This is a genomic window from Streptomyces albiflavescens, from assembly GCF_014645835.1.
GTDB lineage: Bacteria > Actinomycetota > Actinomycetes > Streptomycetales > Streptomycetaceae > Streptomyces > Streptomyces albiflavescens.
Map to the genome: position 1 here is coordinate 246,553 of NZ_BMMM01000014.1, position 24,885 is coordinate 271,437.

Consider the following 24,885-nt stretch of genomic DNA (forward strand, 5'->3'; position numbering starts at 1 on the left):
GACACCACTACGGGTTGTGCGGGCTCGCCGATGTGGCCCGACGGGCTTTCGCACCGTGCGAACACGAGCCAGTCCAGGCCAGCCGTTGGATGCTCGCTTCGGGACTCCTGCGCAGACTGCCTGTCCGCCACACGTACTTCCCGGTCCTGTCTGCGGTTTCGGTCAAGTCGTCGCATACCCCTCGGTATCGGTCTTCTGGAGGATTCCACCACCGCCGGGGGCGGGCCGGACGACCCAGCCTGGCGGCCAGGCTTGGATTATCTGGTCGCCCTCCGGCGTCACCAAACGCGTCACCTGAGCGCCCTCGAACCCGAGGTTGCCGGTGAACGCCGCGCCTCCGAACCAGGGGGGGTCGGTGAACGTCGCGTCATCGAACGAGGTGTTGCCGGTGAACCTCGCGTCATTGAACACTGCGTTGAAGGTGAACGTCGCGCCAGCGAACCAGGCGTCGCCGGTGAACCTCGCGTCATCGAACAGTGCGGGCCCTGTGAACGTCGTGTCCGCGAACGCGCAATGGCCGGCGAACGTCGCTCCCACGAACCAGGCATCGTCGGCGAACTCAGCTCCCAGGAACGAGGCGTCGCCGGCGAACGTCGCTCCCAGGAACGAGGCATCGCCGGTGAAACTCGCGGCCTCGAACAAGACCTTGCCGATGAACGTGGCATGGCTGAAGTTTGCCTCCGCGACGTGGCAGTAACTGAAGTCCAAGTGGGTGAGGGTGGCGTGGGCGACATCGATGCGCAGGCCTTCCCAGAACCGGTCGTCGACCTGCGTGTTCTCCCGCTCGTCCGGGGGGCGGGTGTCACGGAGGTGAGCGGCGAGAATGTGCTGGGCGGTCATGCGCACCTGGAGTTCCTGGTGCCGCTGATCGTTCGCCTTGCCCCGGATGAGCGCCCGGGCGGCCAGTTGGGCGCGGGACAGCGCCGCAGGCCATAGTCCATGTCTAGGCGTGGGGTCTGCGGGTGGGGTGTAGGGCATGCGCAGGTAGGCGCAGATGACGTCCACGATGGTCTGGCGGTGGTCGGGAGCGGTCTGTCCGAGGCGTTCCAGTGCGTACAGGCCGCCCAGGCGGACGGGGGCCTGGGGGCTGCCGAGCTGCTCGACGGCCTTTGTGTAGAGCTCAGTGATGCGCCGTTCAGCGGCGTCGTGTTCGGTTTGCGCGGTGGCCGTCTCATGGTGGTGCTGCCGACGCAACGCCAGCAGCACCGTGACTGAGGCGCCCACGCCCGCACCCGCGGCCAGAGCAGTGCGCACGACATCGATCCGCTGCCGTGTCCGTTCACGGTCCGGCCGAAGGTTGTCGGTCTGGGGCATCAGCAGCGCCGTGGTGATCCACACCGCGGCCGCCACGGCCGCGAATGCCAACGCCGCCCACCACCATCGGATCGGCGAGGCAGACCGGCGGTGCTGCCGCGGTCGTGTGCGCCGGTACAGCTCGCCGGCTGCCGTGGCACAGGCCGCGGCAGCGATCACGAGGACGAGCGGGACGATCTGGATGCGGACGGCCGGGCCGACTAGCCGATTCCAGGAAACAACGACCACGACCAGGAGACTGGCCGAGACCGCGGTCAGCAGGTGCGCCGTGTTTCGTCTCCACCGGGGCGGGCCCATGGTGTCTCCTTCCTGGCCGATCCAGCGGGCTTCAGCCTCGGAGGAAACCGTGAGCGATGTCAGCCGCCGCGGGGGGCGCCGACTCGCCGTTGCTCAGCGTCCCTCACCCGAGCAGGCCACTGTGGCTACGGCCCCGGGTTCATCCCTGCGCAACGGGCCCCCGTGCGACAGGCCTGCACAAGCACAACGGCGGATCGCCGCGCGCGAATCGATCTTGGATTGTGGGTGACATCGGCGCTTCCTGCCCTGCCCAGCCCTGCCCTGCCCAGCCCTGTCCTGTCCTGGCCTGGACTGGCCGCCGCAGCCCGAAGCGGCATGCCCGGTGGCAGCAGCGACGCCCCTGATGCCCGCTTGCTGCTCCTGCTGTCGGCTCTGGGAGACCGAGGGCCTGCCCGACACCGCCGCCTCCGTCTCGCGGTCGCGCTGGCCGCTCGGACCATGGTGAACGACCCCCACCGCCTGGCCGGCGCTCTCCTTGCCGAGCAGGGGCAGCCCGGCCGCCCCGCCCGCTGGACGATCGACTCCGACGGCACCCGCACCGATGACGGCCGCTACTCCTACCGCAACCCTGCCAATCCGTTCGCTCCCCCGCCCCACCGTCTCGTCCGAGTCTCCGCAGCGCTCCGCCCATAGCCCGTCACGGCCGACGACCGAGCTGGCCTTATGCCCAGTCCAGCCCAGCTCCGACAGCTGCGCGGGCTGCTCGGACGTCAGCTTCGCCCTGCGGGTTTCGGTGTTGGTGATCCGCACACTCTGCCGGATGGATCTTCCGTCATGTGGAACCTGACACGTAGAACAGAGACGCCGGAATCGGCGGCCCCGCTGCCTGTGCCTGGACGAATCCCTCTTGCACCAGTTCTACGAATCGAGAGCTCCGACGGCCTCGTGTGGCTGCCGTGTTCTTCCAGTTCTCGCCCTGCATCTCCCAAAATTCGCGGCCGATCTCTCCTTGGAAGAGATGCGTAGCCGCGCCCTGCAAGACTGCATCGGTGAGGCGACCAACGATGAAGTCGGCATGCCAGAAGCTGACGATGAGGTTTACGTAGGCGTGTTGTTTGGCTCGTATTGCCGAGATGGGTCGAGGCGGAGGCCCCCAACACACGAGCAGGTCGGGGTCTTCAAGTAATCGCATCGTCAATTCTCGATGCGCAGCGAGCTGGGCATCCTCTCGATCGTTATGGACCTGTCGGGCTTGGTAGGCAAGGGATGCGACAACACCGATGAGTGCGACGCCTGAGAAGGGAATCGAGATGGCGGCATAGGCCTGGCTGATGCTGGCGAGCTCCGTCCAGTCTGAGCGACTCGGAGTCGCATGGCGCAGCAAGAACGGAGTCGCTACGACCAGTGCGATCAAGCCGAAACCGAGCAGAGACCAACCAGCGATCCAGCCTTTCCAACGCGTGCGCGCAGCGCCCATGGCGTCCCCCAGATGCGTGGCAGACTCGCATCGTCCCGAGTGCTCAGGGGAACGGCAAGATGACTCGAGCCAACCTGCCCGGCAGGACCTGACGAGAAGCGGGGCGCCTCAGGCTGCCCACCCGCACCCGAGTTGGGCGAGGGCTTGCCGCTGCTCGTCGTTGAGTTTGGCGCGCCTGGTTTTGGTGTTGGTGAGCCAGACTCCGAGCCGGATGTCGGTGCCGTCTTCGAGCCGTTCGATGTGCCCCCGTGGGACGGTCACAGAGCCGGTGCGGGCCTTGTACTGCTGCAGGGCTTGCAGGCCGCGCTCGAAGGCTCCAGGGGCCGCCTTGGGGGCCTTGGCGGGCGGCTCCTGCTCCGGGGGCAGGGGCACGATGCCGAGCTGCTGGAGGCGTTGGCGTTGTCCTGCCTTCAGTCCCTGCCAGGCGGTGTGTTGGCGTTGCCGTGCGAGCCACTTGCCGATGTCCATGCCGTGGACAGTGACGCCGGGCAGGATCTCCGTCGGCTCTGCCTGGCCTTCTTCGTCACGCAGCAGCTCGCGCACGGCGGCGTAGTGCCGCTGCCAGTCGGCTGGCCAGGCGGGGTTCCAGTCGGGGTCGATCGCCGCGAGCGCGGCCGCCCGCTCCGGGTGCCCCTCCAGCATCCCGGCGCGGCGGAGGTTGGACAACCACTGTCCCATCGGCCGGTCCAGCGCGGTGGCTGTCCGCGGGGCGCACAGCGTCCAGTGCTGCTCGTAGTAGACGCGCGCGGCCGCGAGGTTTTCCTGGAATTGCGCGTCCGAGGCGTCCCACGCCATGCCGAGCTGTTCCAGCCGCTCGGCCCGTTTCCCGTTCAACTGTCCGGCCCCGTAGGCGCGGCGCTGTTCTGAGACCCACTGTCCGAGGGGGTACGGACCGGGGGCTTCCCTGTGGTCGTAGGGCACGCGTGCGTGGTGCTCGCGCTCGACGAACCGGCGCAGCGCGGCGTAGCCGCGGGCCCAGTCTTGGCGTTCGGTGTCGATGACGTTGAAGCTGACCCACTCGGCGACCATGACCGGATCCCTGGGGGCAGCGAATCGCAGCAGCAGGCGTGCTTCTTCCTCGCCTTCCTGGGGCGCATCACCGATGTAGGTGAAGGGCTTTGTACGGGCCGGGCTGTCCTGGGGCACGGCCAGCAGTTCCACGGCCTCTTCGTCATGTGCTCTCAGGCCCTTTATCTAGTGGTGGTGAAGTGATGGGCACGTTTGGCGTGGTTCAGGGGCGGCCCTCTGTTATGAGGCGGTTTTTGTCCCGATGCCGTGGGCGAGGAGCTGCCCGGGCAGCGCGAGATGCGGGGAGACGGGGCGGGCGGCACGCGAGGTCTGGACGGCGTTGCGGCGTTTGGCCTGCAGAGGTCGTCGCCCACATCCGCGAGCGCGGCTGGAAGCGGCGGGCCCTCAGTACGAGCATCCGCACCCTGCGGGTCCCGGGAGTGCCTGGCCTGGACGAACGACCGGGACCAGCGCTGCGCCCCCTGTCTCAGCTGGGCTCCTCTGCCTGCGTCCGGCCGGGGGAGGACTGCGTCTGCGGCAGGACTGTTTCCAGATCGGTGGCTGTGCGCTCGGCCGATGCGATCTCTTCCGGGGTGGCGGTGCCGTTGAGATAGGTGCCCGGCCCAGGGCTTCCAGTAGCGTGGGATGGAACGGGTGGGATCGCGGAAGATCAGCTTCTCGCGTTTGAGCGCGCGGAAGAGCGACTGCTCAGGGGCGCGATGAGGTTGCGCAACTCGGCATCCGCTGGGGCCGCCACCCAACGCCACCGCGCGTCCTCTTCCTCGCCGAGACCCACTACGACCTCGTCGGCCAGCGCTTCGGGGCGCACCAGATCTTCGGTCTGCTCGGCCGCGACCGGCTCCGCCGTCATCAGGTCCGCGACCGTGCACTGCAGAGCGGCACAGGGTGGGCGCCTCACCGTCCGCCGCCCCGGACGACTCCATGCACAGAACACCGATGCCGCCGCTGGGAGCCTGTCCTGGCCTGCTGCGGAGCCAACCGAAACCGCTTGTGAACGCATGCTCGACCAGCGCCCGCAGCAAACGCTCCTGACCGTCCGCGAAGCCTGCCGCACCTGCTGGCGGTCCTGGAGGAGATGGCCGCCGAGCGCGGCGCACCGCCCGAGCTGTCGCTTCTGCGTCGATGACATCGGTCTTCCCACGCTGCCGCCGGGCGGCACGGTCTGGCCGGTTAACCTCGGTTACCTGCACGCCTTCGGCAAGCAGGTATCGGCACAGCGATATTCCGTATGATCCTGTGCCCTCCACCCCGGCTCGATGAACGATGCCGAAGGAGCGAGTCCAGGCCAGCAGATCGCGATACCCGGCCAGAGTTGCGGGGAAAGACCTTGTGGCCAACAGGGCACCCAGCACGGTGAGCACAGCGGCGACGTGCACGTCCTTATGGGTATCAACACCGAGGACCTGGCGCACGTCCAGGCAGCGCAGCCGGACACCGGGCTGCCCGGATCCCGTGTCGTACGGTCTGATGTCGCGGCCGCCCACCGTCCGCAACGGATCTCACCGAACCCGGCGGTGCCGCCGGTACGGCCGAAAGATCTGAACCAATACCGGGAATCAGGCCGCGACGAGCTCCTGCTCGCGGTCCGGCGTCTTGACCTTGGGCTTCTTGTTCGGCAGCGAGAGCCGGAAGACCTTGCGCCACGCGGAGAACACCTGCTTGGGCAGCGGCCCGGTGACGTACTCCAGCTCGTACTTTTCGAACAGCGCGCGCACCTTCACCGCGACCTCGGCGTACCGGTTGCTCGGCAGGTCCGGGAACAGGTGGTGCTCGATCTGGTGCGACAGGTTGCCGGTCATGAAGTGCATGGCCCTGCTGCCGCTGATGTTCGCCGAGCCCATCATCTGGCGCAGGTACCACTGGCCGCGTGTCTCGCCCTTGATCGACCGGCGCTCGAAGACCTGCACGCCCTCGGGGAAGTGCCCGCACATGATCACCGAGTGGGACCAGATGTTGCGGACCAGGTTCGCGGTGAACGTGGCGGCGAGCGTGGGGAGGAACGACGGGCCCGACAGCAGCGGGTGGATCACGTAGTCCTTGAGCACCTGCTTGCGGATCTTGCGGCCCACGGCCTTGGCCCGCGCGCGGAACTCCGGGTTCTTGCGGCGGCGCTTGTGCAGGTTCTTGCCGAGCTCCAGGTCGTACGCTGCGATGCCGTACTCGAAGAAGCAGGCGTTGATGAAGTTCCACAGCGGCTGGCCGAGGTGGAACGGGTGCCACCTCTGGTCCTCGTCGACGCGCATGATGCCGTAGCCGAGGTCGTTGTCCTTGCCGATCACGTTGGTGTACGTGTGGTGCAGCTCGTTGTGCGAGTGCTTCCACTGGTCGGACGGCGAGACGTGATCCCATTCCCAGGTGGTGGAGTGGATCTTCGGGTCCCGCATCCAGTCCCACTGGCCGTGCAGGACGTTGTGGCCGATCTCCATGTTGTCCATGATCTTCGCCACGGACAGCCCGGCGGTGCCGATCAGCCACGCGGGCGGGAAGATCGAGAACAGCAGCACGCCCCTGCTGACCAGCTCGAGCTTGCGCTGCGCCGAGATGACCTTGCGGATGTAGGTGGCGTCCTTCTCGCCGCGGCTGGCGATCACCTCGTCGCGGACCGCATCCAGCTCTCGGCCAAGCTCCTCGATCTGCTCCGCGGTCAGGTGGGCGGTGGGGTCGATGGCGGTCAAGGTGCTCCTACCGTTCGATGTCGCAGGGGCCCGCCGCGGCGGACACGCAGGTCTGGATGAGGACGCCCGGCTCGGCCTCGGTGATCTCGCCGGTGCGCAGGTCGCGGACGGCGCCCGCCTTGAGCGGCGTGATGCAGCCGAAGCAGATGCCCATGCGGCACCCGGAGGGCATGAGCACGCCGGCCTCCTCGCCGATGTCCAGCAACGGCGTGGCGCCGTCCGCGTCGACGGTCTTGCCGGTGGCGCTGAACGTGACCTCGCCGCCGTCGCCGGCGACGACGATGCTGGGGCGGAAGCGTTCGGTGTGCAGGCGCTCTTGTACGCCGTGCTCGGTCCAGTGCTCTTCGGCGGCGTCGAGCAGGCCCGCGGGCCCGCAAGCCCAGGTCTCGCGCTCGGCCCAGTCGGGCACGAGTTCGTCGAGACGGGCGATATCGAGCATGCCGTCTGTGTCGGTGTGCACCTCGGTGAGCCGCAGCTTCTTGTCCGCGACCAGGTCGTGCAGTTCGTTGCGGAAGATCACGTCTTGCGGCTGTGGCGCGCAGTGGACCATGACGACGTCGTCGAACTCGATGTCGCGCAGCATGCCCATCACGGGCGTGATGCCGCTGCCGGCCGTCAGGTAGAGCACCTTGGCGGGCTTGGCCTGCGGCAGCACGAAGTCACCGGTCGGCTGGTCGAGCTGGATCAGCGTGCCCGGTTTCGCCCTGCAGACCAGGTGGTTGCTGACCTTGCCGTCCGGGATCGCCTTCACGGTGATCGTGACGCGGCCGTCCTGGCGGTTTGTCGGCGAGGTGATGGAGTAGGCACGCCACAGGCGCACCCCGTCGACGTCGACCCCGATCCGCACGTACTGACCGGCTGTGTGGCCGCGCCAGCCCCGTCCCGGCCTGATCACGATAGTCGCGGCGTCACCCGTCTCGGGGTGCACGGCCTCGATGCGCCCACGCAGGTCAGCGCCCGCACGCAGCGGGCTGACCAGGTCGAGGTAGTCCGACGGCAACAGCGGCGTCGTGACCATCTCCAGCAGTTTCCACGCCCTGCTGCGGAGGGCTGCACTCGTCATGACTCCAGCTTGCTGCGCCTCAAGGCGTAAAGTCCTGACCGCAGGACGTAAATCTGGTCGGCTGAATTGTTCGCAGGGAACAAAAACGTGAGCCATGCAATCCGGAGGGCCAGCGAACTGGCCCTGGATGAGACGACGGTCACCGCACTTCGGGCCGCGCTGAAGAGCACCGCCGACGAGGTCGTCCAGGCGATCATCGACGAGGTCCCTCCCTACGCCAACGCCCTTTCGGGCCGCATGGGCGGCACCATCCGCCGAGCCGTCCGCACCGCCCTGGGGCACTACCTGGACCTCGCGAGCGGGAACGCCACAGGCGGCGACGCCGGTGACGCAGCCTACGAGCTGGGCCGCGGCGAGGTGCGCGACGGCCGTTCGATGGACGCCCTACTCAGCGCCTACCGCGTCGGCGCCCGCGTGGCCTGGCGATGCCTGGCAGCGGGTGCCGTACCCGCAGGTCTGCCCGCCGCCGAGGTCGCCAAGTTCGCCGAGCTGACCTTCGCCTACATCGACGAGCTCTCCGCCGCGAGCGCGGCGGGCCACGCCGACGAACTGGCCGCCCGGGGCAGGGCCCACGAGCGCCTCTTGGAACACCTGGCCCGCGACCTCCTCGCCGGCGCGAGCCCGGACGTGCTGCTGGCCTCTGTTCAACGGGCCGGGTGGCAGCCTCCGGTTTCGCTGACCGCGGTTCTGCTGCCCGCCGCCCAGGCCCGGCCTGCCTACCGCGCGCTCGACCCGAGCACCCTCGTCCTCGACGATCTGCCGGACGCCACCGGTGTGCTGCTCGTCCCCGATGCCGACCGATCACATCTCTTGCGGCAGCTAACCGACCGCACCGCCGTGGTCGGCCCGGCCCGGCCATGGACTCGTGCGTCCGCCTCGTACGCACGAGCCGTACGCGCGCGCTCCCTCTCCTCTGATATTCGCGACACCGAGGACCACCTGCCCGAGCTGGTGCTGAGCGCCGACGTGGACGCGTTCGCAGACCTGCGTGCCCGAGCCCTCGCACCGTTGCGGACCTTGCCTGTCGCGACCGCACGGCGGCTGGAGGAGACGTTGCGGGAGTGGCTGCTGCACCAGGGCAGGCGGGACGAGGTGGCGGCGGCGTTGTTCGTCCATCCCCAGACGGTCCGGTACCGGATGTCGCAGCTGCGGGAGCTGTTTCCGGATCTCGCATCGCCACACCGGGTCCTTGAACTGACGCTGGCGGTCGGTCTTCGGGTCAGCTGACGCGTACTTCGACCGTCCACGACTGCGTCCGCGAGCGGTCCAGGAATCGTGCCTCGTTCTCGGTGCCATCAGCTGGCTCATGCGGCCCGGGGAAGAGCGGTATTAGCCAGCTGAGACCGGGGGTTGATGTGAAGAACAGACAAGGCCTCGGGAAGCCCGTCGGGGGCGCTGTCTCTGAGAAGCGCGGTGGCGGATACGGCTCGACTGGATCCGGTGGACGATGCGCACCGGCCCGCTCGTCGACGCGCTCATTTAGCATCTGGTCGGTGATCTGGGCCGCTATGCCCTGGAAAACGGCTTTCATGTCGTCGTGGAGGGCGCTGTCCTGGCACGAGCTGACCCACGGGCGCGCGGCGGGCTGCCGCCGTCCGGGAAGTTCTCCAGGGTCGCCGAAGCGGCGGTGATCGTCTTCCCGGAACCGGTCGCGGACACGACCGTGCCCCCAAGCCCCTGAGCGGGCACGGATGCTCTTGCAGGGAATCCCACCCATGTGCGGATACGCGCATTCGCGTCCACCTGGTGTTGCCTGTGCCGGATGACCGGCATGCCACGCCTCTTTTTAGGCTGTGTGGTGAGTCGGCCCTGAAGCCCTGATCCTTCGATCTGTCGCCTTTTCAGAAGCTGCTGATGCAAAGGCAGTTCACGTCGTTGATTGACTGATATGGCGTGGTCACGAGGAGAGTGGCGCATTAGAATATGAGTCATGGTTAACGACTTCTGCGAAGTCATGCTCCTTCCCTCTTCTCAGTGCGACCACTGCCGTTCAGCCCAGTCGGATCTGCCTCGGAGGGTGTACGTCACCAAGGGAGGAAGTGTTTACCACCGCACACCGAGCTGCGAGGGCCTCAAAGACGGGCAACGGTACGCTCGATGGAAAGGGCAGGATGTCCACGACGTCGATTCCGTCCCGCGCAGCGACGTCCAGACCCGGCTTGGCGCCTGCGAGGTATGCCGCCCCGACTTGCCACCACCTTCCTGGTAGGCCTCGCCGACCCGGCCCTGTTCCCGCTGCGGCGGTGACTATGTCGTCTCAATGTGAGCGCAGGAATGGGCTACCTGAAAGGGCTTCTGAGCCGCGAGGCGCCGGGCTCGGCCGAGGCCGACCGGCTACGCGCCCTCCACGTCTCCCTCGTAGAGCCGGGCGAGATGTCGGGCCTCGGTCTTCGCGCCTATGGCACGCAGCGCCCGGAACGCCTTCGGGACGCCCTCCGAAGCGGTCTCGGGGATGGTCTCGTGCCGGGTCAGGACGGCGGCCAGGGCGTTCCGGACCGTCGCCAGCGCGGGATCGCCCGTCAGCTCGTGCCGAGCCAGTTCGATCCGCTCGGCGACGTCCGACCAGGGCACGTTTGGGCCGGGCCAGGTGAGCAGGGCGTGCACGGATTCCGCGAGCGCGTCGGCGCCCTCCGCCTTCCGGCCGAGGGCGAACAGGAGCCGGGCGACACGGCGCAGGACCGTGGACTGGGCGTCGTTGATGCCCGCCGCATAGACGCCGCTCGCCTGGCGGGCCGCGATGTCGAGGTCGAGGTTCTTCCTCAACTGGGCGATCTCCGCCCGGATGTCGAGGCTGTCCAGGGTCATGGGCACTTTGTCGCCATCCGCGCGCGAGGTACGGAAGGCGGGGTCGATCCGCTCGATGTCGTACAGCGTCCAGCCGTCCAGCAGCAGGTCGATTGAGTTGTGATAGACCCAGTTCGGATCGCGGTAGTACTGGTTGAGCTGGTAGCGGCGGTAAGTATGGTTCGTCCTGTCGGCCACCTGCAGCAGCATCGCGCTGTTGGCGTCGATCTCCACGGTCAGCTCGATATCCACCTCCGCTTGTTCCACGGGGAAGGAGATGACCCCGATCTCGACGTCCTCGTGCGACGTCTTCGACTTCTCGACGACGGGCAGGACGACATCGGCGCCCGGGCTTCCCACGAAGGTGAAGTACTCGCTGCGCATTGTGGGGATCGTCGTGAGCCGCTCGATCAGCACGACGGGGAAGGCGTTCTCGTCAGGAGCCTTCCTGTACCGCTCGTCCAGCACTTCGGGAAACTCGGGAAAGACGTTCTCGCTAGGACCCTTCTTGTACCGCAAGCCGCTGTCGTCGGCAGTGCCGGCGTATGAGCAGCGGATACCGATTCCCCGGTGGCTCAGGTCCAGCAGCAGCGGCACCGCTCCCTCTCGGGCCGCCGACGCGCCCGAGAGCAGCGAGGAGTACAACGCCAGGCCGTGGGCTACGGCAAGGTCCTGGTACGTGGCGACGAACTCCACGTCGTCCAGGATCTCTTCGAGACACTCCCGTACGGTGAAGATCTTTCCGCCCTGCCCGCTGAGCAGGACGACGTCGATGGGATCGTCCAGATACGCGTCGTCGATGGCCGCCCGCACCACCTCAGCGAACCGCTCGGTCAACTCCGCGCAGACTTCACGGAATTCGGCCCGCTCGACGGTGAAGTGGTGGGATAGCACCTGCGCCCCGACCTCGACGTCCCGGATGACGACCTGGGCCGACTCCTGCTCGGTCAGCAACTGTTTGGCCCGCTCGGCCTCATGGAGGATCTGCGCCTCCAGACCCGCGTCGAACGTCACGGCGTTGTTCCAGGCGCGCAGCCGCTCCCGAAATACACCGGCAAGAACGACGTCGAAGTCCAAGCCGCCGAGGTGGTTGTCGCCGTAGACCGACTTGATCTCGTGAACCTGGTCGCCGACCTCGGCGACTGCCACGTCGAGCGTGCCACCGCCGAGATCAACGACGAGGACGTTGCCCTCCCAGTCCGGCCGGTCCAGGTGCAGCAGTACACAGGCGATGTTGGGCTCGCCCACCATCCGCCGCGCCCTCAGCCCCGCCAGCTCGAACGCGTGCAGCAGGCTGTTGGCCTGTCTGATGCTGAAGTTGGCCGGGTAGGCGATCATCGCCTCCCGCGGCAGCTTGCCCAGCGCATCCTCGGCGTTGCTGCGCAGGCTCCTGATCACGAGCGACGACAGCAGCTCGGCCGACAACTCCTTGCCGTCCACGGGGACGGCGTACTCGGTACCGAGGTGCCGCTTGATCGCCCGTACAGTACGGCCGGCGGAGAACCGCTCGAGATCGACCGCGCGGGAGCCGACCAGATAGTCGAGATCCGGCACGAAGGTGATGACGGAGGGCACGAGCCGCCGGCCGTCCCCGGCCGGAACGAAGTGAACCCTCGAGTCGTCGTCGGCCACCGCGATAACGGAGTTGGTGGTTCCAAAATCGATGGCAAAAGGTGCCCGCTCGGAAATCTTCGCGCTGTTGATACGGATCACCGAGCGCTGCCGCAGCTCCTCGCCCACGCCTGCCGACGCACGCCACTCGTTGCGCTTGCGGAGCGAGACGATCTCCAGGCCGACAAGCGCGGCAGGTTCGACCCGCGAGTAGGGCTCCTGAACCGGCTTCTCGTACTGCCGCGCGAGCCGGGGCACATGCGCCGTCAGATAACCGTCGAGGTGCTCGACCGTGACGCAGCGGCCTTCGTCGCCGAAGGCGTTGTACAGCGCCTCGGTGAAGATGCCCGACTTCAGCTGCTCACTCTCGTAGGAACTCGTGCCCGGTCCGCACGAGCAGAACGAGACCATGCCGGGCGGGCAGAGTCGCTCGACGTCGACCTTCTCCGCAGCCGCGAAGAGCGACTTGCCGCCGGCAACCGGGGTACGGCAGGCGTCCAGCAGCAGCACCACATGCTGGGCGCCGGTCGCACGCAACATCCTCACGAGGAAGACGAAGTTGAGACTGGTGTCCTCCAGGGCGTCGGTGAGCGACTCACTCGTTATCAGGTAGTCGTCACCGTCCGACGTCGAGTGGAAGCCGTGTCCGCTGAAGAAGAAGAACAGCCGGTCGATCGGAGCCGCGGCGTGTTTGGCCAGCTTGGACAGGGTGCGGATCACGTTGTGCTTGGTCGGGCCCGCGCCCGGGAGGCCGTCGGCGAAGGTGAAGACGGCCTCGTCCGAGATGTCCATCGAGTTGATGAACATGTCCCTCATCCGCATCGCGTCGAGATGGGCGAACCGCAGATCCGCGATGTCCTCGTCCTCGTAGTGGGAGCAGCCGACGGCCACCGCCACATTCAAGACTCAGCCCCCCTGCTTGCGCTGGAAGATGAGCTTCATCCCGCCGTTGACTTCGGCGGACGTGGCACCCACGAGCCGCACCTCGCCCTTGCCCGTGACCTGGACGTGAACCTCGAGACCGGTCAGTTCGAGGGTGTCCGAGGCGGTAGACGCCCGGTCGAAGACCCCGCCGACGTACTGGCACAGGTCGGCGACGTTCTGCGCGAGGATGTCGGAGCTGATCCGGGTGACGTGGGTGACCGCCGCCCGGGTGCGGGAGAAGACGGACTTCTCACCATCATCGACACCGTAGTCGACCGTGACCACCGGCACCCCCGTGCCCGGTTGTTCGCTGCTCATCCCTAAAGTGTGCTGGATCGGAGGTCCTGGGGTCCCGTGATCGCAGCAAAACCCGGCTGCCGCCCAGGGAAAAGAGAGAATCGGCCCCGGCGAAGGTCTGTGGTGACCGCTGCAGACGCCTTGTCACATCAGTGAGATCGCGCTTGAAGCCAATCAGCAGCATGCGGCACAGCCCGCCTGGACCGGCCTCCTCAGTCGAACAGGCCGAGGTCTGTCAGCTGCTGGCGCCAGACGACGTGTTGGCGGTGCCGTGCACGGTTCCTGGACTACTTCCTCGCCGTCGCCGACTTCATCATGCGGGCCAAGAACGACGGCATCGCGGTCAAGTTCCCGAAACGCCGAATCCCGCAACATCTCTTGCGCCTTCTCTTGCGGCTACTCCTGCGGCATCTCTTGCAACATCTCTTGCGCGAGCCCTTCAGGGAGGGGCAACGTTTCCTCAGGTCAACCACGGTTTTCGAGCTTGGTTGGGGGTCTGACACCCCCTTAGCTGCCACTTCTTGCGCGCTGGTTGGAGGGTGAGTGAGGGATGGGGGCGGGTGTAGTCGGATGGGGGCCCCGGGGTCGGGGCGCGGCCTGGAGCCCTGCCGGCTCCGGCACCCGGCCTGACGGCCGCCCTGGGACGGCGCGCCCGGGCCTGACGGTCCGCGTGCGGAGGGAGGTCGCCCCGCTGCGCGGGGCTGGGTGCTTTGGCCTGCTCCGCTGGCGCTCCGCCAAATTCCCGCGCAGGCACGGGAATTGAATTCCGCAAGCGGAATTCCCGCCGTGCGTGTACACCATGTCGATCACGAAGGGGCCATCCCCGCGGGCGCGGGGAGCAGAAGAGCAGCGCGGCGAACATGACGGCGCGGGCGCAGGGACCATCCCCGCGCGCGCGGGGATGGTCTCCGCGCCGAGCTCCGGCAGCAGTCACTCACCTGCTCCCCGTACGGCGGGGATGGTCCCCGCCGTACGGCTACGCGGCTGGACTACCGCTGCTGCTGGCGGCGAGCAATACTCCAGCACGCCGAATGCTGACCATCTCGATGACTGACTGTAATCGAGAGCGAACACACGCAGTGGCCGATGACGAGCCCTGGCGAGGGCATCTGCTGGCTGCCAACCTGGAACAGGCGGTTGACCGTGTTCCGCAGCTTCGAACCGTGCTGGCGGGCAGTGCCGATGTCGATGCCTGGCGCGAAGATGACAACCGGGACACCACAGAGGTCTGTTGGATCCCGACGCTCTTACCGGCATGCTCATCGCCGGCAACACGCACCAGACCGTCTCCCTTGCCGACGCAGCGGCCCTGGTCCAGATGGGTGGCGTCAAGAAGATAGAAATTTACGCTTCGGCCGCGCTGCGGCCCACTGCCTCAAGCAGCGACCGGCGGTCGATCAAGCGGTCGAATCGACGATCGGGATCCAGGAGTGCGACAGCATCTCCCCGCGCCTGCGCGACAGCTCGGACCCTTTCCTCGGCCGACCACGAGCGATCGTCGAGGACGTAGTCACCTGCGCGGATAATTTCGCTAAGTGATCCGTCGACAAGGTCTGAGACCGCGATCCAGGTCGCATGCTCCCAGATCCTGTCTCGACCGGGAGCATCGGGAAGCCGGAGCCAACCGGCTTCCGGCTCCGCAGCGCCCATCGGCTGGACCCACTGAACCAACTCTACGAATCGCCGTGGAATACTCAGCGGGTCTATATACGGAGGTTCGTTCCCTCGCCTGCGCTGCCACCACTCGTCGATGCCGCCAGAAAACGAGACGTTTGGCGTCGGAGCTACCAAGTTGTTCGGGCGAGATGGCTGAAAATACCCGGCCGGGTCCGGCAGTTGGCCCACCTGCTCTGCTTCGGCCTGTAATTGGGCCATGCGCAGCCACGGTTGAGTCGCTGCCAGCGCCTGCAGAAGCTCCTCGGATTCGGCTACCCCGAGGAAGCAACGCGCTACGTCGCCGCGGGTTGCTGTAAATACAACGGATCGCACACCTTTCATCCGGCTCAGTAGATAAGTGAAGAGGTAAAGCCGCGACGTCAACCATTCCTTTCGGTCGTCGCTCTTCAGATCCACGATGAAGTAGTCTGCGCGCCCCGAAACCTGCAATGACTGCCGCAGGGTATCGAAGTAAGAGTCGTTGACGTTCTGCGCCGCTACCAGTCCGCGCACATCCGCTCCTCTGACGCCCCGCCAGGGCGGAACTGTCTCGGTCTCCACCGCAAGCTCGATCGTCACCGACATCACCGACACCTGCGTGATCCGTCCGCCGACGGCTGACAGGAAGCCGCTGATCTGACGGCGTAGCGTGAGCCCCAGCACGAGTACGACAAGGGGCCACACGACGTGCCCCACCAGACTGACCCAACTCGCTTCCGTCATTTTCCTATCGTCGTCCTGCTGAGCGACAGGAGCAAACCAGGAATGTCCAGGAGCGACACCTCGAGTACGGCCTGGTGAATTGCGTCGGTGATGGTCATGCCGACCGAATACGACAGCCACCGTCCGCGTTTCGCGAGCCAGGCCACGAACTCGTTGGTGCTGCCCGCGGAGTCGGTGCGGATCAGCGTCCGGCGCCCGCGCCGATAGGACTTGGGCAGCTGGGCCAGGGCCAGTTGGGCGGGCGTGATGTGATCGGCGGCGGTGTTGCTGCCGGCGTTTCCGGGCCTGAGTAGACCGGCCACCGGCTCACCGGACCCGCCCGTCCCGTGGTCGACGAAGCCCATCAGCGGGTGGTGGCCGAAGGTCTTCTTCCAGGTCGCAGCCGTGTCTTCCTTGTCGGAGTGCGCGATCACCAGGACGCCGTCCAGGTCCACGGTCACAGAACCGGTCGCATCCGGCGCCGTCTGCCCGGCCAACTTTCATACATATTGGCGCACTTGGGACCGGGCACTGCGGATCGCGTTCAGGGCGCGTTGCGCCCGCTGCGAGCGTGTCGATCAGCTGGGAGACTGTCGGTTCCGAGGCCACCGGCCCGAACACGGCCGGCTCGGCTCGCAGCATGCCGATGTCGGCCAGGCAGTCGCCACCGAGGGCGACCGCGAGCGCCACATCCAGCAGGATCTTGCCGGGATCGTGGACCGCCCGCAGCTTGCGCCAGGGTGCCAGAGCCGCAGATGTCGCAGTATCCAGGCCCGTCTTGCGGACTGTCTCCACCAGCAGCACGGTCCCGGCCTGCGAGACCACTCCACGACCGCTGCCCTCAACGCGGACACGCGGGTACGACCCGATACGCTTCTTCACCTGAGAAGTGCTTCTTTCCACGGGATGATCTGGACCCTCGACAAGTCCCATCGTTCCAGGTCAGGAGCACTTCTCGCGTTTGTGATCAAGCCTCGGACAGACCACCTCGTGAAAGCCCAAGGTTGGCCACCCATCGGTCCTTCCCCGATCTGCGCAGGCTGGTGGTCTCGATCAAGACCGGTGCTGGTGACGTCCACAGCCAGATCAGTGGTGGCACCCAGCACGGTCCGGTGCTGCAGGGCCGGGACTTCTCCGGCCTCTCTTTCGGCAGCCCTCCATCGCCGCCTCCGTCGCCGGAGGGATAGGCAATGATGGGCGACGCGCGCCGGACGCCAGATGCGGCAGTGTCGAATGAGATCACTGGCGGGGTGTTCTTCCGCGCGGTTATCCAGGGCCGGGACATCGCCGTCTGTGCCGTACCGCTGCGTGCGGCGAGACCACCCCCGTGGGGTTGGCACCGATCGCGGCCCACCCGCTCTCTGTTGCCGTCCGCTGCGACGGCGCTGTGGGATCTAGGCCGGGCCGTCGTCGGTCACATCGATATCTGGATGCGATCCCCGACGATGTGGTGTCGCACGCGTGTGTGATCTGCGCCACTATGAGAAGGATGGGGTAGCAGGAATTCCATCCTTCACCTCTTTGCGCCCGGCCACCTGTTTCGGCCCGATGGACAGAGGCGATCGCGATGCCTGGAGTGTCAGCAAAGCCGGCCGGTCCCGATCTCGCAGGTGTATTTTTGCCAGCTCCCGCGCTGCCCAAAGGCGGCCTGGCCGTCCACGGGCTTGGCGAGAGGTTGGCCGTGAACACGCAGACCGGGGGCTGCTCGCTGTCCATTCCGCTGGCGTTGAGCGCTGGCCGGGGGGCGAGCTCGGCGGAGCTCGCGCTTGGGTTTCAGTCCGGCGGCGGGCGGTCGCCGTACGGGTGGGCGTGGGACATCGCGGTCCCGCGCGTGAGCCGACGTGCCGTCAAGGCGCTGCCTACCTATACCGACGCGGACACCTTCGTGCTGTCGGGCTTCGACGACCTGGTGCCCACGCTGCTGCCAGGGTCCTGGCAGCCGTACGACGTGACCGTCGTGATCGACGGGCAGGCTCACCGGGTCCAGCGATTCCGGCCGCGCACCGATGACACGCGCATCCGGGCCGAGCGATGCACGAATCTCAGCACTGGAAATGTTTTCTGGCGAACCGTCGACCAATCCAACGTCGTGATGGTGTTCGGGCGGTCCCGGGAGGCCAGGATCACCGATCCAGCCGACCCCACGGGTCAGTGCCGGGTCTTCCAGTGGCTCCTGGAGGAGGTGCGCGACGACCGTGGAAACATAGCCAGGTACGAGTACAAGCGCGAGGACACCGCCGGCGTCGCGCCGGAGCCGGGTGAGCAGCACCGGCTCAAGCCCGGCGTTCCACCGCAGTCGAACCGCTACCTCAAGCGGATCCGGTACGCGAACGCGACTCCCGGGGACGCGGCCAGTGGCCGGCTACTGGTGGTGTTCGACTACGGCGAGCACGACCTCGCACCCGACGAGGTGCGGACCTGGCCGTCCCGGCTGGACGGGTACTCCGACTACCGTGCAGGGTTCGAGATCCGCACCTGGCGACTGTGTCGGCGCGTCATGATGTTCCACGACTTCGGGGCCGATCTCGGCGCGGGGCCCACACCCCGGCTGGTCCGGACCATCGAGCTGACCTACCAAAGCGACCGTGTCTCGTCCCTGCTCACCGCCGTCCGCCAGGTCGGATACCGCTGGAACGGAGCCAGCTACGACACCGCGGCGCTGCCGCCGGTCGAGTTCCGCTACTCGGCGGCCCGGCAGGCCGACCAGGTCCGGGACATCCGGCTCACCGGCGTCGCCGACGGCGCGCGTATGCAGTTTGTCGATCTGGATGGCGACGGGCTCCCTGGGGTTCTTGCCAGCACGCCCGCAGGGTGGTGGTATCAGCGGCCGGCCGGGGACGCCGCGTTCGACCCACCGGTCAAGGTCGATGAGCTTCCCCCGACCGGGCGGCTCGACGGGGTGCCGCCTCCGCTGCGCGATGTCGACGGCAGCGGGCGGATCGCCTGCGTGGCCGAGGGATCAGGCCCCGTCGGTACGTCGCTGCGCCGACCGGACGGCAGCTGGGAACGTTTCCACCCCTACCGTCTCCGAACCGTACAGGATCTGACGGACAGCCGGCTGCAGCGCGTCGATCTGGATGGCGACGGCGTGCCGGACCTGTTGTGTCGCGGACCGGACGAGGTGAACTGGACCACGGCCACCGGCCAGGACGGCTACGGCGCGACCCGGCGTATCCCCACCGCAGCTCACGAGGAGGCCGGGCCGCGACCACCGGGCAATGACGCCGGCCATGCCTGGTTCGCCTCGGACATGTCGGGCGACGGGCTGGTCGACCTGGTCCGCGTCCGCAACGGAAGCGTCGACTACTGGCCGAATCTGGGCTGGGGACGCTTCGGCGGCCGCGTCACCATGACGGGCACCCTGTCCTTCGACAGCAACGAGAAGTTCAATCCGGAGCGGATCCGGCTGGCCGATCTCGACGGCAGCGGCACCGCCGACCTGCTCTACCTGGGCGACCGTGACATCAAGGTATGGCTGAACCAGTCCGGCACCGGCTGGTCACCCGGCCGCGTCATCGCCCCCATACCGGCCGTGGACAACCTCGACGAGCTCCAAGTACTGGACCTCGTCGGAGCCGGCACCCCGTGTCTGGTCTGGACGACCTCATCGCCCAGCAGCGGCCCCGTCGCCCGCTACCTGGATCTGGCCGTCGACGGCAGGCCACGCCAGCTGCGCCGGATCACCAACAACCTCGGTGCGCAGACCACCATCGCCTACAACTCGTCCGTTCGCCTGCAGCTGCAGGACCGACGAATCGGCAGACCGTGGCGCACCACACCGGCTTTCCCGGTCGAGGTGATCAGCCGCGTTGAGGTGACCGACCAGGTCGCCGGAACCCGCCTCGTGACGCTCTATCACTTCCGGGACGGCTACTTCGATCCCGTGGAACGGGAGTTTCGCGGCTTCGGCTACGCCGAGAGCTCCGACGCCGAGTCACTCGCACCTGGAGACACCTTTGATCTGCCGCCCACACGCACGTGTGAGTGGTTCCACACCGGCGACCCCACCAGCGGCGCCCCGGATCACGTCTTCACCCTCGACCCGCAGGCCGCACCGCTCGCCAGTCACGAACTCGCCGGTGTCACGGGCGGAACTGAGTTCCGGCAGGCCACTCGGGCACTGTCCCGTCATCGGGTGCGATCAGAACTGTACGTCGACGACGGCGGCAGCACCGCGCCCGTCACGGTCACCGAGTCGCGGGCCAAGGTGGTGCAGTTGCAGCCGAGCCGGGCGGAGCGGCCCGCCGCGTTCCGCGTCGAGCCGCTGGAATCGCTGAACCGCCACTATGAACGCACGATGGACGATCCGCGGATCACCCATGAGCTCACCTTGGAGAGCGACGATCACGGAACGCCGACGTCCACCGCGAGCCTCGCCTACCCGCGGCGCATACCGGTGATCGACGAGCAGAACCATGTCCTGATCACGTGGACCCGCACCGACCTAGTCAGCGTCGATGCCCCCGAAACCCACCGGATATCCGTGCCCACCGCCACGCGCGAGTACGAGATCACCGGGCTCGCCGTGCCCCCGTCCGGCCGCTTCGTCCCGGCCGACCTCGTCACCACGCTCCCCGGGCTCCCCGACCGAGACTTCACCGACCCGCCGACCCCCGGCCTCGGACAGCGCCGCCTGGTCAGTGCCACCCGCTACGAGTACTGGAACGACGGCCTCACTGCGGCGCTGCCGTTCGGACAGGTCGGATCCCGCGCGCTGCCGCGCAGGCTGCTGCGGTTCGCGCTGACGCCCCAGCTCGTGGCCTCCGTGTTCGGCACGGTGGTCACATCGGCGCTGCTCAGCGGAGCGGGCGGCTACGCATGGCTCGACAACCTGTGGTGGACCACCGACGGCATCCGCCAGTACGACCCGGCCGCGTGCTACCTGCCCACCGCGCACACCAGCCCGTTCGGCAACACCGCGCAGGTCGCATACGACAGCCATCACCTGCTGGTCACGGCCGTGCGCGCCTCGACCACAGCACCGCTTTCACTCAACGCGACTAACCTCCTGAACGACTATCAGGCGCTCGCGCCCCGGCAGCTCACCGACCCACACGGCACCCGCGACCGGGTCGCGTTCGATCCGCTGGGCCGGGTGGTCAAAGTCTGGCGGATCGCAGCGGACGGAAGTGGCGACACTGACATCCTGCCCGGCGTGGTGCACTCCTACGGCTCGGACGCGTGGCAGTCGGGCCTCGGCCCGGCCTGGTCGCACACCGCCACCCGGGAACAATACGCCGACCCGGCCAGCGGATGGCAGGAACAACACCTCTACATCGACGGGCTGGGCCGGGTCGCGATGACCAAGTCCAAGGCCGAACCCGGCGAGGCGTGGGCCGACGACGGGGCGGGCGGGCTGGTGCTGGTCGACACCAGGCCGAACGCCCGGTGGCTGGGCACCGGCCGGACCGTGTTCAACAACAAGGGGCTCCCGGTCGAGCAGTACGAACCGTACTTCGCCGCCGAGCCCGCCTTCGACACCGCCGATGCCCTGGTCAAACGCACCGTCAGCCAACGGCGCCACTACGATGCGCTGGGCCGGATCGTCCGCATCGATCATCCGGACGGCACCGTCGAAACCGTCGAGTTCGGCCCCTGGCAGCAGGTGAACGCCGACCGCAACGACACCGTGCTGAGCAGTGACTGGTACGCGCGGCGGCAGGGCGGCGCGGTGCCGGCCGCCGAGGCACGCGCCGCCGCCCTGACTGCCGCCCACGCCGACACCCCCACGACCAGCCTCACCGACGCCCTCGGCCGGGTGGTGCGCACCCGCGCCGACAACGGACCCGAGGGGGTGTACGAGACCCGGTTCCACCTGGACCTGGCGGGCAACATCACCGCCGTGGACGACGCCCGCGGCGTACGGACGGTCGAGCAGCTCACCGACGCCGCCGGCCGGATCGTGAGCACGGACAGCGTCGATGCTGGGCGGCAGCGGGCCCTCCCGGACGCCACTGGCCGGCATCTGCGGCACTGGACCGCGAACGGCGATCTGGTGTCCTGCACGTACGACTTGCTCGGCCGTCCCACCCATCTGCTGGTGCGCGCGGCGGGCGCGGCGACCGACCGGCTGGCCGAGTACACCGTCTACGGCGAGCAGCATCCGCAGGCCGTGGGCCGCCACCTGATCGGCCAGGTGCACCGTCGCTACGACCGGGCCGGTCTGTCCCGCGCCGAACGGTACGATCTGGCCAGCAGCCTGACTGAGGGTTCCCGCCAGCTGCTGACGGCACCGGACCCGCCCGACTGGTCCCCGCTGGACGGCCGGCCACTGGCGGACCTGGACGCGCTCGCTCTCGGGGTGCTGGACCCCGAGACCTTCACCGCCACAGCCCGCTTTGATGCGCTCGGACGTCCGGTGCGCGAGCGCCTGCCGGACGGCACTGAGCTCAGCCTCGACTACCAGCCGGGCGGGATGCTGACCTCGATCAGCGCCCGGCTCGGCGGCGCCACGGCGAGCACACCCTTCATCACCGGCATCTCCTACGACGCCAGACGTCGGCGTACCGGCATCCGCTACGCCAACGGGGTGGCCAGCCGCTACGACTTCGACGCCGAGTCGTCGCGGCTGGTCAGCCTGAGCTCCCGGATCGGTGCCACTGTGCTGCAGGATCTGGCCTACACCTACGACCCGGTCGGCAACGTAGTGCAGATCGACGACCACGCCGCTCAGAACGTTTTCTTCGCTGGCGCCGTGGTCACCCCCGGCAACCAGTTCCGTTACGACTCGGTGTACCGCCTGCGGACGGCCAGCGGCCGGGAACACGCCAGCTTGGGGACACAGCCGGACGGCGCCGAACCGGCTATGCCCACCCTGCCGCACCCCAACGACGCCAACGCGCTGCGCAACTACACCGAGAACTACAGCTACGACAGCGTCGGCAATCTGACGGCGTTCGGTCATGCTGCCACGGCCGGCAGCTGGACCAGGCGCTACCTCTACGCGCCGGGCTCGAACCGGCTCACGGCGCATCAGCTGCCGGGAGATCCGGCGGCCGGACCGTACAGCGCGGCCTTCGACCACGACGGCGGAGGCAACACCACCCGGATGCCGCACCTCGACGCGCTCGGATGGGATCACGCTGACAAGCTCGAAACCGTCGACCTGGGCGGCGGAGGAACCGTCACCTTCCACTACGACGGCGGCGGCAACCGGGTCCGCAAGATCTGGCAGCGGATCGGCGCCCTCCGCGAGGAGCGGATCTACCTCGGCGAGTACGAGCTGTTCCGTCGATACCGAGCGGGAGTGATGGTGTTCGAGCGGCGAATCGCACACATCCTGGATGGCGATCGCCGCGCCGCGCTGGTCGAGACCGTCACGGTCGACACCGATCACCCGGGCTTCGACTCCTCCCCGAGGATCCGCTTCCAGCTGGCCGACAAACTCGGGTCCAGCGCGCTGGAGTGCGACGACGCCGGCGCGGTCATCTCCTACGAGGAGTACCACCCGTTCGGCACCACCTCTCTGTGGCTGGCCCGGGATGCGGCCGCGGTGAGCGTCAAGCGTTACCGCTATACCGGCCGGGAGAAGGACACCGAGACGCGCCTCTGCAGCTTCGGCGCCCGGTACTACGCCCCGTGGCTGGGCCGATGGCTCAGCCCGGACCTGGCGGGGCTGGCCGACGGCGTGAACCGGTACAGCTACGTCGACAACAACCCGGTCCGGATGATCGACGAGACCGGCCTGGCCGGCGAGGACGACGCTCAGTTGTGGCTGAGCGAGTCCCGAGGGCTGTGGGCCAAGATTCGCGCCACCGCGACGACCCGAGGGTTCACCAAAGCACTGAAGCAGTACTTCAAGGCCATTCACACGCTATGGGGCGGCCCCGCTGAGTACGACATCGGGCATATGGAGAAGCCGTTCGCCCTGCTTGCGCCGGGGGAGGAATCCGCTGTCGGGCTACAGAACCGCGGCCCCAACCGAAGCCAGGGGGCGTCGCTGGAGACGGCGACGGTAGCCGAGGCCAAGGAAGCTGGCCTGCCCACGCGCGACCCAGTCACCGGCCACTACCCGGGCGCGACCAAGGGCGTCAGATACGAGCAGCCCGCGCCCCCGGAGGTCGGCGGCATCGGCAGCAAACCGCTCTCGACCGGCGGCAAGACCGCCGCGACAGCCGACGAAGCGGCCGTCGCCACGACGGCAGCCAAGCCACCGCCGACGACCGCCCCGGCGGGCGGCCCAGGCCCGACCGCCCTGAAGGTCGAACCCCAGCAGCTGGACCTGCCGTTCAACCAGCCGACGAAGGCAGCCGATGTGGCCGCGGACGGCTCTGCGTTGGGCAAGAGCGGCACGGCGGTCGACGACGCCACCGCCGTCTCCAAGGCCGTCGCCGGAACGCAGGAGGCGGCGGCCGCTGTGCCGCCCGCGCCTACGGCACAGGCGGCCCCGGCGGTTCAGGAGGCGACCAGCGCAACCCAGAAGGCCGCCCCGGCGATCGAAGAGACCACGGCGGTCAGCAAGGCGGCGGCTCCGGTCGAGGAGGCCACCGCGCTGGGGAAGACCGCCCCCACGGTCGGTGAGGGCGCAGCGGTCACCAAGGCGGCGCCCGCCGTGCAGGAGGCGAGTGCACTGGCCAAGGCCGCGCCGGTGGTCGAGGACGCGCAGGCGGTGGCCAAGGTCGCGAAGAGCGCCGCACCGATCGTCAAGGAGGCCGCGCCCGTCGTGAAGCAGGCCGGGACATTGAGCAAGGTCACCAGCGATGGCGTCAAACTGCTCAAGGCCATGGCGCCCGCCGCCAAGGTGGTCGGTGAGGTGGCCAAGCCCCTGGGCGTCATCGTGGCCGCGGCCGACCTCGCGACCGCCAACAACAACACCGACCGCCTGGTCGCTTCGGGCGACCTGGCCGCGGGCGTGGCGATGTACTGCGGCCCGGTCGGCGAGGCGTTCTCTGTCGGCTACACCGTCGGCGGCCTCGCGGACAAGGGAATTGAGAAGGCGTCTAAGGCCCTCGTGGGCGTGGACCTGTCCCCGTCCAACGGCATAGCGCACTCGCTCGACGCCAGCGACCGGCTCGTCTCGGCATTGGTCCCGGACAACTCGAGCAAACCCGCCTACAAGAACCAGAACAAGGTCGCCTGGTTCCTGATCGACACCCTCGGATTCTGACCCCCGGCCC

Annotated in this window: 11 protein-coding genes and 2 pseudogenes; 3 read left to right on the forward strand and 10 right to left on the reverse strand. The window is 67.9% G+C overall.

Translation table 11 applies throughout. From position 1 onward, the window contains the following. Positions 1–162 precede the first annotated feature (162 nt). On the reverse strand, positions 163–1,350 hold the full coding sequence (locus tag IEY95_RS33460) for a pentapeptide repeat-containing protein (RefSeq protein ID WP_189189920.1): 1,188 nt from the start codon (positions 1,348–1,350) through the stop codon (positions 163–165). Positions 1,351–2,049: 699 nt separating this feature from the next. On the opposite strand from IEY95_RS33460, the gene IEY95_RS33465 reads away from it, so the two are divergent. After that, on the forward strand, positions 2,050–2,244 hold the full coding sequence (locus IEY95_RS33465) for a hypothetical protein (RefSeq protein ID WP_189189921.1): 195 nt from the start codon (positions 2,050–2,052) through the stop codon (positions 2,242–2,244). A 139-nt stretch (positions 2,245–2,383) separates the two neighbouring features. Here the strand turns inward: IEY95_RS33465 and IEY95_RS33470 are convergent, their stop codons facing one another. The 6 genes and pseudogenes from IEY95_RS33470 to IEY95_RS33490 form a co-directional block, all read right to left on the reverse strand. Next, complete coding sequence (locus IEY95_RS33470) at positions 2,384–3,028, reverse strand: DUF6082 family protein (protein ID WP_189189922.1); 645 nt, start codon at positions 3,026–3,028, stop codon at positions 2,384–2,386. 108 nt (positions 3,029–3,136) lie between these two features. Further along, positions 3,137–4,189, reverse strand: a complete 1,053-nt coding sequence (locus tag IEY95_RS33475) for a helicase associated domain-containing protein (protein WP_308429368.1) — start codon at positions 4,187–4,189, stop codon at positions 3,137–3,139. A 517-nt stretch (positions 4,190–4,706) separates the two neighbouring features. Then, positions 4,707–4,907 (reverse strand): hypothetical protein, encoded by a 201-nt coding sequence (locus IEY95_RS49520; protein ID WP_229703543.1) that lies wholly within the window; start codon positions 4,905–4,907, stop codon positions 4,707–4,709. Positions 4,908–5,139: 232 nt separating this feature from the next. Continuing rightward, positions 5,140–5,484 (reverse strand): annotated as a pseudogene (locus IEY95_RS49525) (IS110 family transposase); the annotation flags it as partial. A 129-nt stretch (positions 5,485–5,613) separates the two neighbouring features. Then, a complete protein-coding gene (locus IEY95_RS33485) occupies positions 5,614–6,732 on the reverse strand; it encodes a fatty acid desaturase family protein (protein WP_189189924.1) in 1,119 nt (372 codons plus the stop codon). A 7-nt stretch (positions 6,733–6,739) separates the two neighbouring features. Then, positions 6,740–7,795 (reverse strand): ferredoxin reductase, encoded by a 1,056-nt coding sequence (locus IEY95_RS33490; protein WP_189189925.1) that lies wholly within the window; start codon positions 7,793–7,795, stop codon positions 6,740–6,742. An 87-nt stretch (positions 7,796–7,882) separates the two neighbouring features. Between IEY95_RS33490 and IEY95_RS33495 the strand changes: the two genes are divergently transcribed. Beyond that, positions 7,883–9,022 (forward strand): PucR family transcriptional regulator, encoded by a 1,140-nt coding sequence (locus tag IEY95_RS33495; protein ID WP_189189926.1) that lies wholly within the window; start codon positions 7,883–7,885, stop codon positions 9,020–9,022. A gap of 1,107 nt (positions 9,023–10,129) precedes the next feature. Here IEY95_RS33495 and IEY95_RS33500 read toward each other — a convergent pair. The 3 genes and pseudogenes from IEY95_RS33500 to IEY95_RS33515 all read right to left on the reverse strand — a co-directional run. Continuing rightward, the gene (locus IEY95_RS33500) at positions 10,130–13,087 is read right to left on the reverse strand and encodes an Hsp70 family protein (RefSeq protein WP_229703541.1); all 2,958 of its coding nucleotides are present in this window, start codon (positions 13,085–13,087) and stop codon (positions 10,130–10,132) included. A gap of 9 nt (positions 13,088–13,096) precedes the next feature. Continuing rightward, the gene (locus IEY95_RS33505) at positions 13,097–13,432 is read right to left on the reverse strand and encodes a Pepco domain-containing protein (protein ID WP_189189928.1); all 336 of its coding nucleotides are present in this window, start codon (positions 13,430–13,432) and stop codon (positions 13,097–13,099) included. 2,310 nt (positions 13,433–15,742) lie between these two features. Then, positions 15,743–16,651, reverse strand: a pseudogene (locus IEY95_RS33515) (IS1380 family transposase); the annotation flags it as partial. Positions 16,652–17,345: 694 nt separating this feature from the next. On the opposite strand from IEY95_RS33515, the gene IEY95_RS33520 reads away from it, so the two are divergent. Continuing rightward, complete coding sequence (locus tag IEY95_RS33520) at positions 17,346–24,875, forward strand: SpvB/TcaC N-terminal domain-containing protein (protein WP_189189929.1); 7,530 nt, start codon at positions 17,346–17,348, stop codon at positions 24,873–24,875. The last annotated feature ends 10 nt before the right edge of the window (positions 24,876–24,885 follow it).